The organism is Oleiphilus sp. HI0125 (genome assembly GCF_001635355.1).
This window is the reverse complement of sequence record NZ_LWGF01000603.1, coordinates 1-453: the sequence shown is the minus strand read 5'-3', so window position 1 is coordinate 453 and position 453 is coordinate 1. Positions and strand designations below refer to the sequence as shown.

General features: G+C 48.1%; 1 protein-coding gene. It reads right to left on the bottom strand.

Going from position 1 to position 453, the window contains the following annotated elements; genetic code table 11:
- The coding region (locus tag A3762_RS07620; protein WP_156493329.1) for a cadherin-like domain-containing protein at nt 1–453 on the bottom strand (453 nt) is incomplete at both ends.

Sequence of the window (453 nt, the reverse complement as noted above, 5' to 3'; positions counted from 1 at the left end):
CTGTAGATTCAACGCCGTGAGCGTATCACCATCCACATCACTCGCTTGCGCCAAGAGCTGCTCTTGGCTCAGTGTGATACTTCCATCCTCATCAATTGCATACGCCAAGTTACCTGAAACAGGGAAGTCGTTCACAGGAACAACTACGATATTCGCTTGGGCCGTATCACTCGCACCCTCAGCATCTAACACAACCACATCGAGGACAATGTCGCCATTGAAATTCTCATTCGGAATAAAACTAAAGGAGCCATCATCATTCGCACTCAGCGTTCCATCTGATCCTGAGTAGCTAACACCTTGCAGACTCACATCACCTTCAACGTCACTTGAATTCGCCAAAAGCTGTGCAGGTGTCAATGTAATTGTACCGTCCTCATTCATGCTGAAAGACGTATCCCCTGCAACTGGCGGGTCATTCACAGGAACAACTACAATATTCGCTTGGGCCGT